Source organism: Bradyrhizobium sp. SZCCT0153 (assembly GCF_018129995.1).
GTDB classification, from domain to species: domain Bacteria; phylum Pseudomonadota; class Alphaproteobacteria; order Rhizobiales; family Xanthobacteraceae; genus Bradyrhizobium; species Bradyrhizobium japonicum_G.
On record NZ_JAFCKS010000003.1, the window covers coordinates 567,888 to 582,881 of the forward strand.

The 14,994-nt window shown below is 65.0% G+C and carries 12 protein-coding genes; 7 read left to right on the top strand and 5 right to left on the bottom strand.

What is annotated here, in order from left to right:
- Positions 1–48: 48 nt before the first annotated feature.
- On the bottom strand, positions 49–1,269 hold the full coding sequence (locus tag JQ572_RS16330) for an ABC transporter substrate-binding protein (protein ID WP_211384050.1): 1,221 nt from the start codon (positions 1,267–1,269) through the stop codon (positions 49–51).
- 78 nt (positions 1,270–1,347) lie between these two features.
- Positions 1,348–2,898, bottom strand: a complete 1,551-nt coding sequence (locus tag JQ572_RS16335) for an acyl-CoA synthetase (protein WP_211384051.1) — start codon at positions 2,896–2,898, stop codon at positions 1,348–1,350.
- A gap of 254 nt (positions 2,899–3,152) precedes the next feature.
- Here JQ572_RS16335 and JQ572_RS16340 point away from each other — a divergent pair, with 254 nt between their 5' ends.
- From JQ572_RS16340 to JQ572_RS16370, 7 genes are all read left to right on the top strand, one after another.
- Positions 3,153–4,289 (top strand): acyl-CoA dehydrogenase family protein, encoded by a 1,137-nt coding sequence (locus JQ572_RS16340; protein WP_211384052.1) that lies wholly within the window; start codon positions 3,153–3,155, stop codon positions 4,287–4,289.
- A gap of 127 nt (positions 4,290–4,416) precedes the next feature.
- Complete coding sequence (locus JQ572_RS16345) at positions 4,417–5,580, top strand: acyl-CoA dehydrogenase family protein (protein ID WP_211384053.1); 1,164 nt, start codon at positions 4,417–4,419, stop codon at positions 5,578–5,580.
- Complete coding sequence (locus JQ572_RS16350) at positions 5,580–6,236, top strand: glutathione S-transferase family protein (protein WP_211384054.1); 657 nt, start codon at positions 5,580–5,582, stop codon at positions 6,234–6,236. Before JQ572_RS16345 ends, JQ572_RS16350 begins: the two co-directional genes overlap by 1 nt.
- A gap of 187 nt (positions 6,237–6,423) precedes the next feature.
- Positions 6,424–7,224: an AraC family transcriptional regulator gene (locus tag JQ572_RS16355; RefSeq protein WP_211384055.1), complete on the top strand. Its 801-nt coding sequence runs from the start codon at positions 6,424–6,426 to the stop codon at positions 7,222–7,224.
- A 197-nt stretch (positions 7,225–7,421) separates the two neighbouring features.
- Positions 7,422–8,288 carry a beta-keto acid cleavage family enzyme gene (locus JQ572_RS16360; protein ID WP_211384056.1) on the top strand — a complete coding sequence of 289 codons (867 nt, stop codon included), beginning with the start codon at positions 7,422–7,424 and terminating at the stop codon, positions 8,286–8,288.
- 114 nt (positions 8,289–8,402) lie between these two features.
- Positions 8,403–10,019, top strand: a complete 1,617-nt coding sequence (locus JQ572_RS16365) for an acyl-CoA carboxylase subunit beta (protein ID WP_211384057.1) — start codon at positions 8,403–8,405, stop codon at positions 10,017–10,019.
- The gene (locus JQ572_RS16370; RefSeq protein WP_211384058.1) at positions 10,016–11,992 is read left to right on the top strand and encodes an acetyl-CoA carboxylase biotin carboxylase subunit; all 1,977 of its coding nucleotides are present in this window, start codon (positions 10,016–10,018) and stop codon (positions 11,990–11,992) included. Before JQ572_RS16365 ends, JQ572_RS16370 begins: the two co-directional genes overlap by 4 nt.
- A gap of 101 nt (positions 11,993–12,093) precedes the next feature.
- On the opposite strand, the gene JQ572_RS16375 is transcribed toward JQ572_RS16370, so the two are convergent.
- From JQ572_RS16375 to JQ572_RS16385, 3 genes are read right to left on the bottom strand one after another with little or no spacing between them, the layout of a single operon-like run.
- On the bottom strand, positions 12,094–13,089 hold the full coding sequence (locus tag JQ572_RS16375; RefSeq protein ID WP_211384059.1) for an ABC transporter ATP-binding protein: 996 nt from the start codon (positions 13,087–13,089) through the stop codon (positions 12,094–12,096).
- Positions 13,086–14,093, bottom strand: a complete 1,008-nt coding sequence (locus JQ572_RS16380) for an ABC transporter ATP-binding protein (RefSeq protein ID WP_211384060.1) — start codon at positions 14,091–14,093, stop codon at positions 13,086–13,088. Before JQ572_RS16380 ends, JQ572_RS16375 begins: the two co-directional genes overlap by 4 nt.
- Entirely contained in the window at positions 14,093–14,986 is an 894-nt protein-coding gene (locus JQ572_RS16385) for an ABC transporter permease (RefSeq protein WP_211384061.1), read from the bottom strand. Before JQ572_RS16385 ends, JQ572_RS16380 begins: the two co-directional genes overlap by 1 nt.
- Between the last annotated feature and the right edge of the window lie 8 nt (positions 14,987–14,994).

A 14,994-nucleotide genomic window follows, 5' to 3' on the forward strand; every position in this document is an offset into this window, starting at 1 on the left:
GCGGCCTTTCGGCCGCTATTTCGTTGAGACCTGTCCAATCGAGGTGAGCTAGCCTCCGGTCTCGGCGGTGATGATGTCGCCGAACAGCTCCCACTGGCCCTTCTTGAACCGCCACATCTTGAGCTGCTCGATCGGCGCGAAGTCCGTGGCGGAGGTGTTGATCTTGATCCCCGGGATCAGCGTGTCGGGCACGAAGTCCTTGAGGCTGGCCGCCTGCTTCATCACGTTTTCACGAGTCAGGTTGTCGCCCGACTGCTTCAGCACCTGCACCATCGTCTGGGCTGCTGCATAGGCGTAAACGAGATTGGCGTCGGAAATGTTCGCGCCGGGCATGTACTTGTCGATGAAGACCATGAACTTCTTCATGCCCTCGTCGTCCTTCCACTGCGGATCCGACGCGTCCTTCAGATAGCCGGCGGACAGCACGCCTTCGGAGGCCTCGAGGCCGGCGGGCTTCATCACCGCACCGATCGACACCGAGACGTCGGTCATCAGGTGCATCGGCTTCCACTCCAGCTCCGCGATCTTCTTGATGGCCTGCGCCGCGAACTTCGGGGTCGCGATGTTGACGAAAACATCGGCGCCGGTGCCCTTGAGCTTGACGATATGGGCGTCGATCGAAGGCTCCGAGGTTTCGTAGCTCTCTTCGGCCACGATCAGCTTCGATGCCTTGTCGCCGAACACGTCCTTGATGCCGGCGAGGTAATCCTTGCCGAAATCGTCGTTGGCATAGAAGATCGCGACCTTGGCGTCCGGCTTCTCCTTCAGGATGTATTTTGCGAAGATCTGTGCCTCGACCCGGTAGCTGGGCTGGAAGCCCATGGTCCAGGGGAAGTTCTTGGGGTCGTTCCACTTGCTGGCGCCGGTGGCGAGGAACAGCTGCGGCACCTTCTTGGCGTTGTGATATTTCTGCACGGCGGTCTGGGTCGGCGTGCCCAGCGCGTTGAAGATCAAAAATACCTCGTCGCTCTCGATCAGCTTGCGGACCTGCTCCACGGTCTTGGGCGGCGAATAGCCGTCGTCATAGGAGATCCAGGTGATCTTGCGGCCGTTGATGCCGCCCTGGTCGTTGATCATCTTGAAATAGGCTTCCTCGGTCTTGCCGATGACGCCGTAGGCGGAAGCTGGACCGGAATAGGCGTCGACGTTGCCGATCTTGATCTCGGTGTCGGTGACGCCGGTGTCGTATTTCTTTTGCGCCTGGGCGGATTGGGTCGCAAGCAGCGTCATCGCTGTTGCTGCGGCAAGCAGTGTCAGTTTCTTGTTCATGAAAATTCCTTGGGGTTTCTTTGGGTTTCTTCTGGGCAGGCACGCAAAAAAGAAAAGCGCCCGCAAGGGGCGCTCCGATCAGGCGTTGGCGGCCTTCTTGTCGACTTCCGAGGCCGCCGAGAATTCCTTGCGCAAGGTCGGTTTGTGGATCTTGCCGGTTGCGTTGCGTGGCAGCGCATTGACGAAGCGGATCTGGCGTGGGCATTTGAAACGCGCCAGATTGGCCGCGCAATGCGCGATGACATCGGCCTCGGTCAGCTTTTGTCCCGGCTTGACCGCAACAATGGCAAGGCCCACTTCACCCCATTGCGGATCGGGAATGCCGATCACGGCGGCTTCGGCGATGGCGTCGAGCTGGTGCAGGACGTTCTCGACCTCCGCCGGATAGACGTTCTCGCCGCCGGAGATGTACATGTCCTTCCGGCGGTCGACGATGTAGTAGAAGCCTTCCTCGTCGACGCGCGTTGCGTCGCCGGTGTGCAGCCAGCCGTCGGTGAAGGACGTCTTGTTGGCCTCCGGCCTGTTCCAGTAGCCGGGCGTGATGTTCGGCCCCTTCACCCAGAGCTCGCCGAGCTCGCCGACATCGGCATCGTTGCCATCGGGCCGCACGATGCGGACCTCCGTGTGCAGCACCGGCTTGCCCGCGGAGCCGGCTTTGCGCGCGGCATCTTCGCGATCCAGCACCAGCACGGCCGGCGAGGTCTCGGTCATGCCGTAGCCTTGCTGGAGCGCGACGCCGCGCGCTTCCCACGCTTTCAGCAGCGGCACCGGCATCGGCGCGCCGCCGACACCGCCGACGATCAATCGGCCGAGATCGGTGGTCGCGAAGGCCGGATGCTGCGCCATGAACTGGTAGTTCGCGGGCACGCCGAAGAACGCGTTGATGCCCTGCGCGGGATCGTTGATCAGGCCGAGCGCCATGCCGGGATCGAAGGCGCGCATGATCATCGCGGTGCCGCCGGCATGCAGCACCGGATTCGTGTAGCAATTGAGTCCGCCGGTGTGGAACAGCGGCAGCACGGTGAGCAGCACCGAAGACGGTCCGATGCAGGCCGGGCCGCCGAGATTGACGCAGTTCCAGAAGGTCATGCCATGGGTGATGGTCGCGCCCTTCGGATGCCCAGTGGTGCCCGACGTGTACATGATGGTCGAGACGTCATCGAGCGTGACCTCCTCGATCGCCGCGAGCGGTCTTGCGGCCGCGATGCCGGCTTCATAGCTCCCGCCGGGACCGAGCAGCAGGCTGGTCGCGATGCCGCAGAGTTTTGCGACGGCAAGCGCCGTCTCGGCCAGCTCGACGTCGTGGATCATCACCTTCGGCGCGCAATCGCCGGTGATGAACTGAAGCTCGGGAACGGTGAGACGCGTGTTCAGCGGCACGAAGATCGCGCCTAGCCGGCCGCAGGCAAACTGCACCTCCAGCGTATCGGTGGTGTTCAGCGCCAGCACCGCGACGCGGTCGCCGCGCGAGACTTCCAGCGTGTGACGCAGGAAGGAGGCGAGGCGCGAGATGCGGGCGTCGAGTTGCGCATAGGTGAAGCGGCGCTCGCTCGCCAGATCGATCACCGCAACCTTATCAGGTGTCCGGCGGCGATGGTGGGCGATCCAATCGTAGTAACGAACGGCCAAAAATCCCTCCCTCGGCGGTCTTGTGCCGCCTGCGCTCTATTGCCGTGCACCATGCCCGGCGTGGCCAAGGGAGGCCAGCCGGAGTTTTGTGCACCACTTTTTTTGACCCGGAGTTGGCCTGTGAGTGACGAAAATCGTCTTGCGTTGAGTTGCTAGATTGTCGCCATGGCCGCAGCCAGCCACTCCGCGCAAGTGAACCGCCAATGTTCCAGCGATGGTGGGCGAGATGAATCCGTCAACGAGGCAGGAGTGCGATGACGAGCCCGTTCTACACCGCCGAGCATGACGCTTTCCGCGACGTCATGCGCCGCTTCGTCGAGAAGGAGATTACGCCGTTCGCCCATGAATGGGACGAAGCGGGTGAATTTCCCCGCGCCCTCTATCGCAAGGCGGCCGAGATCGGCCTGTTGGGACTTGGATTCCCCGAGGAACATGGCGGGATCGCCGCCGACCAGTTCATGAAGATCGTGGCGAGCCAGGAGCTGGCACGGGCGGGCGCCGGCGGCATCAGCGCGAGCCTGATGAGCCACACCATCGGCTCGCCGCCGATCGCGCGGGCGGCGCGCCCGGAGGTTAGGGCGCGCGTGCTGCCGCAGGTGCTCGCCGGCGAGAAGATTTCCGCTCTTGCGATCACCGAACCGGGCGGCGGCTCGGACGTCGCCAATCTGCGGACCAGGGCTCGGCGCGAGGGCGATCACTACGTCGTGACCGGCGAGAAGACCTTCATCACCTCCGGGATGCGCGCCGATTATCTGACCGTTGCGGTGCGCACCGGCGGCGAGGGTGCCGGTGGCGTCAGCCTGCTCCTGATCGAGGGGGATACGCCCGGCCTGTCGCGGACAAAACTGAAGAAGATGGGTTGGTGGGCCTCCGATACCGCGACGCTGCATTTCGACGACTGCCGCGTGCCGGCCGAAAACCTGATCGGCGAGGAAGGCCAGGGCTTCAAGATCATCATGCAGAATTTCAACAGCGAGCGCATCGGCATGGCGGCGAGCTGCACCGCCTTCGCGCGTGTCTGCCTCGACGAGGCGATTGCCTACGCCAAGGAGCGCAAGACGTTCGGCAAGCCGTTGGCGCAGCACCAGGTCATCCGCCACAAGATCGTGGACATGGCGCAGAAGGTCGCCGCAAGTCAGGCAATGCTGGAAATGCTGGCATGGCGCCTGGAGCAGGGCGAAAGCCCCGTCGCCGAGATATGCATGATGAAGAATCAGGCGACGCAGACCATGGCGTTTTGCGCCTCGGAGGCCGTGCAGATTTTCGGCGGCGCCGGCTTCATGCGCGGTATCAAGGCCGAGCGCATCTACCGCGAGGTCAAGGTCAACGCCATCGGCGGCGGCACCGAGGAGATCATGAAGGATCTGGCGTCGCGGCAGATGGGGCTGTGAGTATTCTTCCTTGCGCCATTCCGGGGCGCGAGCGAAGCGAGTGAGCCCGGAATCCATAACCACCAGCCGTGGTTATGGATTCCGGGCCTGGCCCTTCGGGCCATCCCGGAATGACGATGGAGAGAGAATGCTATTCACCGCCGACCACGACGAGATCCGCCGGAGCTTGCAAAAATTCATCGCGGGCGAGATCAACCCCCATGTCGATGAATGGGAGAAGGCCGGCATCTTCCCGGCGCACGAGCTGTTCAGGAAAATGGGCAGCCTCGGCTTTCTCGGCCTCAACAAGCCGCTCGAGTTCGGCGGCTCGGGTCTCGACTATTCCTACGCGCTGATGATGGCGGAAGAACTGGGCGCCATCACCTGCGGCGGCGTGCCGATGGCGATCGGGGTGCAGACCGACATGGCGACGCCGGCGCTGGCGCGGTTCGGCTCGGACGAGGTGCGGCGCGAGTTTCTCAGCCCCTCGATCTCGGGCGACTTCGTTGCCTGCATCGGTGTCTCCGAGCCGGGCGCGGGCTCGGACGTCGCCTCGATCAAGACCAACGCGCGTTCGGATGGCGACGACTACGTCATCGATGGCGGCAAGATGTGGATCACCAACGGCACACAGGCTGACTGGATCTGCCTGCTCGCCAACACCGGCGACGGGCCCGTTCACCGCAACAAGTCGCTGATCTGCGTGCCCATGAAGACCAAGGGCGTCACCGTCGCGCGAAAGCTCGACAAGATGGGGATGCGCTCCTCCGACACCGCGCAGATATTCTTCGACGATGTCCGCGTGCCCAAGCGCAACCGGATCGGCGAGGAGGGCAAAGGCTTCACCTACCAGATGATCCAGTTCCAGGAGGAGCGGCTCTGGGGCGCCGCCGCCTGCCTGAAGTCGCACGAATACATCATCAATGAAACGATCGAATACACGAGAAACCGCAAGGCGTTCGGTAAGTCGATTCTCGACAACCAGGTCGTCCACTTCAAGCTCGCGGAGATGCAGACCGAGGTCGAGCTGTTGCGCGCGCTGATCTATCGCGCCGCCGAGCAGCTGGTCGCCGGCGAGGACGTGACGAAGCTTGCGACCATGGCCAAGCTGAAGGCCGGCCGGCTCGGCCGCGAGCTCACCGACGCCTGCTTGCAATATTGGGGCGGAATGGGCTTTACCAACGAGACGCCGGTCAGCCGCGCCTATCGCGACGGCCGGCTGACCTCGATCGGCGGCGGCGCCGACGAGGTCATGCTGATGGTCCTGTGCAAGATGATGGGCACGCTGCCCGGCAGCAAGGGAAGTTCCTGATGATCACGCTCTATCACTGCGACGCCGCGCGCTCGTTCCGCCCGCTCTGGATGCTGGAGGAGATGGGGCTGCCGTATGAGCTCAAAATGCTGCCGTTCCCGCCGAGGGTCTTTGCCAAGGATTATCTCGGCATCAATCCGCTTGGCACGATCCCTTTCCTGATCGACGGCGAGACGAAGATGACCGAGTCCTCCGGCATCTGCCACTATCTCGGCATCAAGCACGGGCCGACGCCGCTGATGGTCGGTCCGGAGGATCCCGCCTATGGCGCCTTCCTGAACTGGATGTATTTCAGCGACGCCACGTTAACCTTCCCGCAAACGCTGGTGCTCCGATACACCCAGCTCGAGCCGGAGGAGCGCCGCAATCCGCAGGTCGCCGGCGACTACGCCAAATGGTTTCTGGGCCGGCTGCGCGCCGTCGAGGCCGCCACCGCAAATGCCGAAACCCTGTGTGCCGGCCGCTTCACCGCCGCAGATGTCGTGATCGGCTATGCGCTCCGCCTCGCCGACAATATCGGGCTGGCCAAGGATTTTGGGCCAAATGTCGCAGCCTATTGGGCGCGTTTGCAGCAGCGCGACGGCTTCAAGCGCGCGGTTGCTGCAGAGCAGAAGGCCGGGATCGAGCAGAACATTGTGCCGAGGGTAAGGGCCTAAGACTTGTCGTCCCGGCGTAAGGCCGGGACGACGATTGTTGAAGGGTTCCGGATGCGGTTCGACAGCCGCCCGGGAATGCTGACCTTTTGCGCGCCATGACAGCGCTATCCCGCCGTGACACCGCCCGAATTTAGGCTAAGGTGATCTCCGTCCGCAGCGGCCAAAGAGCCGCGCGAGGAGGATCCCCATGGAAGATAACGGTCGCGAATCCGACCATCTGATGCTGATCACGCCGGAGCGGGTGTTCTATGCCGGCCTGCTCGGCCGCCCCCGCAAGCGGACGCCCGGCTGCTGTCACGTCTACGTGGCGGTCAAAGGCAGCCTGCATCTGACGATCGACGACGCCCTCGCCACCGGCGAGCTGTTCGTCACCCTGCCGAACCAGCGGCATTCCATCGCCAGCGACTACCGCACCGCAATCAGCGTGACGCTCGAGCCCGAGAGCTTGCCGGATGGCGTGATCGAGGCTCTGGCTGAGCGGCTGACCGGACCGGACAAGGCCGTCTATGCCCGCAAGATCCTCGCCGCTTATACGTTGCTGCGCCAGCGCCGCTATAACGACATCACCACCGCCGAATTCGACGAGATGTGTTTTGGCGAGGCGCTGCCGCGCCGCGTGCTCGACCCGCGCGTGATGCGCGCAGTGGCCCGCATCGGCCGCTTCTCCGGAGAGCCGGTGACCGCGGATACTTGTGCGGCCGAAGCGGGGCTCTCGGCGTCGCGCTTCCTGCATCTGTTCAAGGAAGAGACCGGCATCTCATTCCGGTCCTTCCGCGCCTGGAAGCGCGCGCGGCACCTGCTGCATTTCGCCAACCAGGACCTCAACCTCGCCCATCTCGCGCAGGACATCGGTTATCCCGACTCGACCCATTTCAGCCACTCGATCCGCCGCTTCTACGGATTGAAGCCGCGCGCGATCTTCGTCGGCTCGCGCGACCTCGCGATCTATCGCAGCAGCGAGACGGTACGGCTGGCGGAGGCGAGCTAGCGTCGCTCTTGCAGGGCGGGCAAAGCGAAAGCGTGCCCACCGCCTGCGCAAGGTCTGGAGAGATGGTGGGCACGGCGCAGGAGCGCCATTGCCCGCCCTGCAGCATCTCGCTTTCCAGCTTCTCCGCGCAAGAAGCCGCATGCCGCGCATCACATGATCGCAAGCGTTGAATTCTCAACGTGCGAGATATCTAGGGCATGAGCGACAAGGCCGTCATCACCTGCGCGCTGAACGGTGTGCTCACCGATCCGAAGCAGCACAACGTGCCGGTCACGCCTGAAGAAATGGCGCGCGAGGCCAAGGCTGCGTTCGATGCGGGCGCGTCCATCATGCACATCCATCTGCGTCAGCAGGCGCCGAACAAGGGACATCTGCCCTCCTGGGAGGTCAGCGTCAGCAAGGAAATCCAGCAGGCGATCCGCGAAGCATGTCCCGGCGTCCTCATCAATCACACATCCGGGGTATCAGGGCCGAACTACAGCGGCGCGCTCGAATGCATCCGTGAGACCAGGCCCGAGATTGCGGCCTGCAACGCCGGTTCGCTGAATTATCTGAAAGTGAAGGCCGACAACAGCTGGGCCTGGCCGCCGATGATGTTCGACAACGCGGTCGAGAAAGTGAAGGACTATCTCGACGTCATGAACGCGGTCGGCACCATCCCCGAGTTCGAATGTTTCGACGTCGGCATCGTGCGTTGTGTCGGCATGTACACCCAGGTCGGCATGTACAAGGGTCCGCTCGAATATAATTTCGTCATGGGCGTCGCCTCCGGCATGCCGTCGGATCCGGAGCTGCTGCCGATCCTGCTCAAGCTGAAGCGCCCCGAAGCGCATTGGCAGGTCACCGCCATTGGCCGCGAAGAGATCTGGCCGCTGCATCAGCGCTGCGCCGAGCTCGGCGGCCATCTGCGCACCGGCCTCGAGGACGCCTTTTATCTCGCCGACGGCAAGAAGGTGACGTCGAACGGCCAGTTGATCGAGGCCATCGCCGCCTGCGCCCGGCGCGCGGGCCGTGAGATCGCGAGCCCGGCGGAAGCGCGAAAGATATTTGGGACGAATCGGTAAGGTATCGCCTCATCCGTCATTGCGAGCGAAGCGAAGCAATCCAGAATCTTTCCGTTGAGGCAGTCTGGATTGCTTCGTCGCTTCGCTCCTCGCAATGACGAGCAGGATCAAGTCATGTCCATTCTCGAAAACACCGTTTCCCCTGGCAGTGCCGGCTACCGCGCCAACCGCGACGGCATGCTCGGACTGATCGACCGCATGCGCGCGCTGGAAGAGCGTACGCGCGCAGCCTCGGCCGCGGCAAAGGAGCGCTTCCACAAGCGCGGGCAGCTGCTGCCGCGCGAACGCGTCGCGCTGGTGCTCGATCCTGGCGCGCCGTTCATCGAGCTGTCGACGCTGGCCGGCTACATGTTCGATGTGCCGGATGCCGACAAGAGCGTGCCGGGCGGCGGCGTCATCGCCGGCATCGGCTTCGTCTCGGGAGTCCGCTGCATGGTCAGCGCCAATGATTCCGGCATCGATGCCGGCGCACTGCAACCCTATGGCCTCGATAAGACGCTGCGTGTGCAGGAGCTCGCGCTAGAGAACAAGCTGCCCTACGTGCAACTGGTCGAAAGCGCCGGCGCCAACCTTTTGCGCTACCGCGTCGAGGATTTCGTCCGCGGCGGCAACATCTTCCGCAATCTGGCGCGGCTTTCGGCGGCGGGGCTGCCGGTCGTTACCGTCACGCACGGCTCGTCCACTGCCGGTGGCGCCTATCAAACGGGCCTGTCCGACTACATCGTCATGGTGCGCGGCCGCACCCGCGCCTTCCTCGCGGGGCCGCCGCTGCTGAAGGCCGCGACCGGCGAGATCGCCACGGAAGAAGAACTTGGCGGCGCCGAGATGCACACGCAGGTCTCCGGCCTCGGCGACTATCTCGCCGAGGACGACCGCGATGCCCTGCGTATCGCGCGCGAGATCATGGCGGCTCTGGAGTGGGAGCGGCCGGGCCGGGCGGAAGCTGATCACAAGCCGCCGCGCTACGACCAGGACGAGCTGCTCGGTATCATGCCGATGGACCACAAGCGCCCCGTGGACATGAAGCAGGTGATCGCACGCATCGTCGACGATTCCGATTTCACCGAGATGGCGCCGAATTACGGTCCGGCCACCGTCTGTGGCCATGCACGCATCGAAGGGCAGGCGATCGGCATCATCACCAACAACGGCCCGCTCGATCCGGCCGGCGCCAACAAGGCAACGCATTTCATCCAGGCCTGCTGCCAGACCCGCACGCCGCTGCTGTATCTGAACAACACCACCGGCTACATGGTCGGCAAGGCCTATGAAGAAGCCGGCATGATCAAGCACGGCTCGAAGATGATCCAGGCGGTGACGTCGGCGACGGTACCGCAAATCACGATCTATTGCGGCGCCTCGTTCGGCGCCGGCAATTACGGCATGTGCGGCCGCGGTTTCCACCCGCGCTTTTGCTTCTCCTGGCCGAACGCCAAGACTGCCGTGATGGGCGGCGAGCAGGCCGCCGAGACCATGGCGATCGTGACGGAAGCCGCCGCAGCCCGCCGCGGCAAGCCGATCGAAAAGGACAAGCTCGACGCCATGAAGGCGCAGATCATCGGCGTGTTCGACGGCCAGATGGACGTGTTCTCGACCAGCGCGCGCGTGCTCGACGACGGCGTGATCGATCCGCGCGACACCCGCGCGGTCCTGTCTGAGGTACTTGCGATCTGCCGCGAGGGCGACGCACGGACACCTCAGCGCATGCAGTTCTCGGTGGCCCGCCCATGAGGAACGGATCAGTGCAGCACCGGCCGTACTTCAGGGTTCTGATCGCCAATCGCGGCGAGATTGCGCTGCGGGTGATGCGCAGCGCGCGCCGGCTCGGCCTTGGCGTCATCGCGGTCTATTCGGATGCGGATAGCGATGCCCTCCATGTGCGGCAGGCCGATCAGGCCGTGCGCATCGGCGAAGCGCTGCCGGCGCGGTCCTATCTCAACATTCCCGCGATCATTGCCGCGGCGAAAGCCAGCGGCGCGGATGCCGTGCATCCCGGCTACGGCTTCCTCGCCGAGAACGAGGATTTTGCGCAGGCCTGCAAGGACGCTGGCCTCGTCTTCATCGGCCCGTCGCCACAGGCGATCGAGGCGATGGGCAACAAGGCCGGCGCCAAGGAGATCATGAAGAAGGCCGGCGTGCCCTGCGTGCCCGGCTACCAGGGAGCCGACCAGGGCGACGATGTCATGCTTGCGGAAGCCAGGAAGATTGGCTTCCCCGTGATGATCAAGGCTGTCGCCGGCGGTGGCGGACGCGGCATGCGGCTCGTGACCGATGTAGCTTCGTTTCCGGATGCGCTGCGCAGTGCACGGTCGGAGGCCAAGGCCGCCTTTGGCGATCCGACCGTGATCCTCGAACGCGCCATCCAGAATCCGCGCCACATCGAGATCCAGGTCTTCGGCGACAGCCACGGCAACGCCATCCATCTCGGCGAGCGCGACTGCTCGGTACAGCGGCGACACCAGAAGCTGATCGAGGAGGCGCCGTCGCCGGCGGTGACGCCGGAGTTGCGCGCCAGAATGGGTGAGGTCGCGGTCGCCGCCGTGAAGGCGCTGCGCTATGAGGGCGCCGGCACGCTGGAATTCCTGCTCGATACGAACGGCGAGTTCTACTTCATGGAGATGAACACGCGGCTCCAGGTCGAGCATCCCGTGACCGAGGCGATCACCGGGCTCGATCTCGTCGAGCTCCAGCTGCGCGTGGCGCGCGGCGAGACATTGCCGGTGAAACAGCAGGACATTCGCTTCGAAGGCCATGCCATCGAGGTGCGGCTCTGCTCGGAAGATGCCGCACAGGATTTCATGCCGCAGTCCGGCCGCATGGCGCTCTGGCAGGTCCCGGAGGACATCCGCGTCGAGCATGCGCTGCAATCGGGCTCGGAGATCCCGCCGTTCTACGATTCCATGATCGCCAAGGTGATCAGCCACGGCGCCACGCGCGAGGAGGCGAGGGGACGGCTGATCGTCGGGCTGGAGCAACTGACAGCATTCGGCGTCACCACCAACCAGGCGTTCCTGATGGCCTGCCTGCGTCATCCCGGCTTTGCCAGGGGCGAGGCGACGACGGCCTTCATCGGCGCGCACCGCGACGAGTTGCTGGCGCCGCGCGCCGACGCCGCATTCGAAACGGCGTTGGCGGGCTTGCTGCTCTACGTGACAAATCCGCGCGCGCCGTCGTGGCACAGCGGACGGAGCCTTGCGGCTACGTTCCCTCTGCCCGCGAAAATCGAAATCGCGGGTCACGCGTGTGAGCTCGAGGTCACCCGCGAGCGCGATGGCGGCTACACCGTTGCCGTCGACGGACGGCAAGACAGGTTCGAGATCGACCAGCTCGATGCCGACGCGATCCGCTTTCGCCATGATGGCGTGATGGACAGCGCAAGATTCCTGCGCGGCGGGAACCAGCTCTACCTTCAACACCGCGGCATTCCGCTTGCGGTCACCGATCTCACCCTCGCCGCGCCGAAGGCTGCCGCGAGCAATGGCGGCGACGGAAAAGTCCGCGCCGCCATGAACGGCCGCGTCGTCGCGGTCCTGGTGAAGCCCGGCGAGCGCGTCACTGCCGGCCAACCGGTGCTGACGCTCGAAGCGATGAAGATGGAGCACGTCCACAAGGCCGGTATCGACGGAGTCATTGCCGCGATCGACGTCGCGGAGGGCGAGCAGGTGACGACGGGAAGGATCGTGGCCGAGATCGGGGCGGGGTAGGCCGGCACGACGCTATCGTAGGGTAGGCAAAGGCGCATAGGGCCGTGCCCACCAGTGCCGCGATTGCCATGGAATGGTGGGCACGCTTCGCTTTGCCCGTCCTACGGGATCGAGTTCGGTCGCCCCGTCCCCTCATTGAGCAAACACGCCACCTGATGACGATCACCGGTATCCACCAGCGCCGGCCGCTCCGTCCTGCATCGCTCCATCGCAAACCGGCAGCGGGTGTGGAACGCGCAGCCGGAGGGTGGATTGACCGGGCTCGGCACGTCGCCGTCGACCAGCGGCACGAGCTTCTTCGCGAGCGGGTTCGCAACCGGCACCGAGGCGAGCAGGGCCTGCGTGTAGGGATGGCGCGGACTGCGGAACAGCTCGTCCTTGTCGGCGATCTCGACGATGCGTCCGAGATACATCACGGCGACGCGGTGGCTGATATGGGCGACCACGGCAAGGTCGTGCGCGATGAAGAGATAGGAGAAGCCGTGCTGGCGTTGCAGGTCGATCAAGAGGTTGATCACCTGGGCCTGGATCGAGACGTCGAGTGCGGAGACCGGCTCGTCGCAGACGATCAGACGCGGCCCGAGCGCCAGCGCGCGCGCGATGCAGATGCGCTGGCGCTGGCCGCCGGAGAATTGATGCGGGAAATTGCGCATCTGGTCGGGCCGAAGGCCAACCTGCTCGAACAGCCTTGCTGTGCGTGCCTCCAGCGCCTTGCCGGTCGCGAGCCCGTGCACGGCGAGCGGCTCGCCGACGATGTCGCCTGCGGTCATGCGCGGATTGAGCGAGGCGAACGGGTCCTGGAACACGATCTGCATCGAGCGCCGGTGCGGGCGCAGCGCCGTCTTTGAGAGATGGGTGATGTCCGCGCCATCGAGGCGGATCTGGCCCGAGGTCGGCTCCACCAGCCGCAGCACGCTGCGTGCCACCGTCGATTTGCCGCAACCGGATTCGCCGACCAGGCCCAGCGTCTCGCCGACTCCAACTGAAAACGAGACGCCGTCGACGGCATGCACGGTGCCGACCTGCCGGCGCAACACGCCCGCGCGCACCGGATAGTGTTTCGTGAGATCGGTGACCTCGAGCAGCGCCTCGGTCATGCCACCTCCGCCACGTCGGCCGCGCGCCAGCATGCGGCGAGATGGCCGCCGCCCCAATCCGTGAGCGGCGGATATTCGGCCTCGCAGCGCTTGATCGCGAGCTTGCAGCGCGGCGCAAAAGCGCAGCCTTTCGGCAGCCCGACCAGCGACGGCACAGTGCCGGGAATTTCGTTCAGCCGTTCCTGCGCGGCGACACCCGACGCCGGCACGGCCGGGATCGAGGCCATCAGCCCGCGCGTGTAGGGATGCATCGGCGCGGCGAACAGCGCCTCGACGCTGGCTTCCTCGACTTTCCTGCCCGCGTACATCACGATCACGCGCTGCGCCGTCTGCGCGACGACGCCGAGGTCATGCGTGATGAGCACGAGCCCGGTGCCGAGCTCCTTCTGGAGGTCGAGGATCAGCGCCAGGATCTGCGCCTGGATGGTGACGTCGAGCGCGGTCGTCGGCTCGTCCGCGAGCAGCAGCGCCGGCCGGCAGGCCAGCGCCATCGCGATCATCGCGCGCTGGCGCATGCCGCCGGAGAGCTGGTGCGGATATTCCCGTGCGCGCCGCGCCGGTTCGGGGATGCGCACCAGGCGCAGCATCTCGACCGCGACGTCGCGGGCCTCTTTCGACGACATGTTCCGATGCAGCCGCACGGCCTCGACGATCTGGTCGCCGATCCGCATCACCGGATTGAGCGAGGTCATCGGCTCCTGGAAGATCATGGAGATGCGGTTGCCCCTGACAGCGCGCATCGCTGCCTCGTCCAGTGCCAGCAGATCGGTGCCTTCGAGCGTGATCGAGCCGCCGACGATGCGGCCGGGCGGGTCGGGTACCAGCCGCATCAGCGAGAGGGCAGTGACGCTCTTGCCGCAGCCGGATTCGCCGACGATGGCCAGCGTCTCGCCGCGCCTCACGGTGAACGAGACGTCGTCGACCGCCCTGAACAGGCCGGAATTGGTGAAGAACACCGTCTTCAGATTCTTCACCTCGAGCACGAGATCGGATTTTTCCGCCATCAGCCGCGCTGCCGGGGATCGAGGATGTCGCGCAGGGCGTCGCCGAACAGGTTGGCGCCGAACACGGCGAGGCTGATCGCGATGCCCGGGAAGATCACCAGCCACGGCGCGGTGCGGACATATTCGGCCGCGGATTCCGACAGCATGCGGCCCCAGGACGGATAAGGCTCTGGAATGCCGAGGCCCAGGAACGAGAGCGAGGCCTCGGTCAGGATGGTCGAGCCGAGTTGCGCGGTCGCAAGCACGATCAGCGGCGCCAGCGTGTTCGGCAGCACGTGGCGCAGTGCGATGCGCACTTCGCTCATGCCGATCGACTTGGCGGCCTCGACGAATGGCAGTTCGCGCAGCGCCAGCGTGTTGGCGCGGACGACGCGCGACACGGTCGGGATCAGCGGAATGGCGATGGCGATGATGACATTCGGGAGCGACGGGCCGAGCGCCGCCGTCATGATCAGGGCCAGAACCAGCAGCGGCAGCGCCTGGAGAACGTCGGAGATGCGCTGGAACACAAGATCGACCCAGCCGGAGAGATAGCCCGAGGTCAATCCGACGATGACGCCGATCGCGCCGCCGAGCGCGGTCGAGCCGATCCCGACCGCAAGGGAGATCCGCGAGCCGTGGATTATGCGGCTGAAGACGTCGCGGCCGAAGGAATCGGTGCCCATCCAGTGCGTCAGGCTCGGGCGCGCCAGCGCGCCGGCGGCGTCGATCGTCAGGGGATCATAGCGCGCGATGAAATCGGCGAAGATCGCCGTGACCACGAACAGTGTCATGATGACGAGGCCGGCCGCGCCCAGCACGTGCCGTTGCGCCAGAAACAGCACACGCCGCCAGCCGCCGGCAGCATGCGCGCCGGCGCGTCTCAGTTCGAGATCATAGTCGATCGTAGCCAAGCAGCTCT